We start from the raw sequence: 1,518 nt of genomic DNA on the forward strand, positions 1-1,518 counted from the left end.
AGGATTATTTTTTGATTTTGCAGAGTTTAAATCAGTATGATGAGATTAAAAATAGTGACCTGATGGAGGAGGTATGTAGGTTAATTTTTAATAAAGAGCTCATTGACAAAGTAGATTTTGATCAATTTACAGAAAGAGTAAAGGAGAAAATAGTCAAATTAGGTATTATAAATAAACGAAAAAAGGGTAGAGATACAATCCTGAGTATTGCGAAGGATATATTCGAGGATTTTTCAGAGCAGGAAATAATCGAAATAATGAATGCAATCAGCTTCTACTCAAATGTAGCGATTATAAGTGAACCTGGGTATTCTGCTATCGATGTCATGAGCGATTACTTGTGGGGAGATAGAGCTTTTGAATGCGATTTTGAAAGTGCGTTTTCTTTTAAGCAAAATTTTTTGAGTAGGATATTAGATGACGAGGTGATCAGCCTGATTGGTGAGGCGATAAAATCACAAAAGACCTTGAAATTTTCTTACAATGGGAAAAAAATAGAAGCTATACCAAAGGAAATAGCTACTGAATATTCATACGGTAGACAGTATCTAATAGCCAAGGATTTAAAATACAACAATTATTCAAAATACAGAGTAGACAAGATAAACGAATGCAAAATTGGGAAGAAATACTCAGAGGAAGCATTCATCTTATCTAAAGAAAAAAATAAAATTCTAGTAGAGATAGATTTCTACATAGATGAAAAGGACGAGGACTACCTTATCGAAAGGATAAAAAAAGAAGGAGACGGACATCTTGAAAAGCTACAAACAAATCATTTCCTATATTCTATAGAAATAGAAGACACCATGAGCATATTGCCTTGGATAAGATCTTTTGGGACAGTTGCAAAGGTTAGACCTAGTGACAATCACAGCCTAGACAAAAAAATACGACAAGAATATGAAGAGCTGCTTGAAAAATACGGTGTAGATTATAATGCTTGTGTTGTCTATTAGCGTGACGAAATCAGTAGAAATTTGAGGCGTGTTGAGGAGGAATATATGAACCTATTTAATGATTATAAAAATAGATATTATAGATGTATTCAAAACATAATAAATGGAATTTATAACGGCGAAAAATACACTAAAAAGGACATAAGGGCAATACTTCAAGGTGCTTATCTAGAGGATGAAATAGTTCTTGTCAAGGAGCTTGTCGATGGGAAATTTTTTAATTATGATGAGGATGCTGCTAGCTTAATGGTTGGTTGTGATGTTCCGATAAGATTGAACAATTTGGAGCTGGCGTATTTGAAGATGTTTGTCGAGGATGAGTGCTTTAACGGTGTGCTAGATGATGAGCTTTTGCAGAAATTAAAGGACAAGCTAGAGGATGTAGAGTCTTTAGATTACAATAAATTTTGGAAAAGAGAAAATGTAGATAAATTTGGAGACGACATCAAAGACGAGGAATTCAGAGAAAAAATAATAATCTTGGAAAAAGCTATACTTCAAAATAAATATATAAAATATACGAGTAAAAATAAAAAGGGAGAAATTTTTAAGGATAAAA

General features: G+C 32.5%; 2 protein-coding genes. Both read left to right on the plus strand.

Going from position 1 to position 1,518, the window contains the following annotated elements; all coding sequences use genetic code 11:
- On the plus strand, nt 1–959 hold a 959-nt coding region (locus ACI3VO_RS03015; protein ID WP_439756499.1), incomplete at its 5' end, for a helix-turn-helix transcriptional regulator.
- A 45-nt stretch (nt 960–1,004) separates the two neighbouring features.
- Nucleotides 1,005–1,518, plus strand: a 514-nt coding sequence (locus ACI3VO_RS03020; protein ID WP_439756500.1) for a hypothetical protein, incomplete at its 3' end; no start/stop codon positions are given.

The organism is Intestinibacter sp. (assembly GCF_051866655.1).
In the GTDB taxonomy this organism is placed as follows: Bacteria; Bacillota; Clostridia; order Peptostreptococcales; family Peptostreptococcaceae; genus Intestinibacter.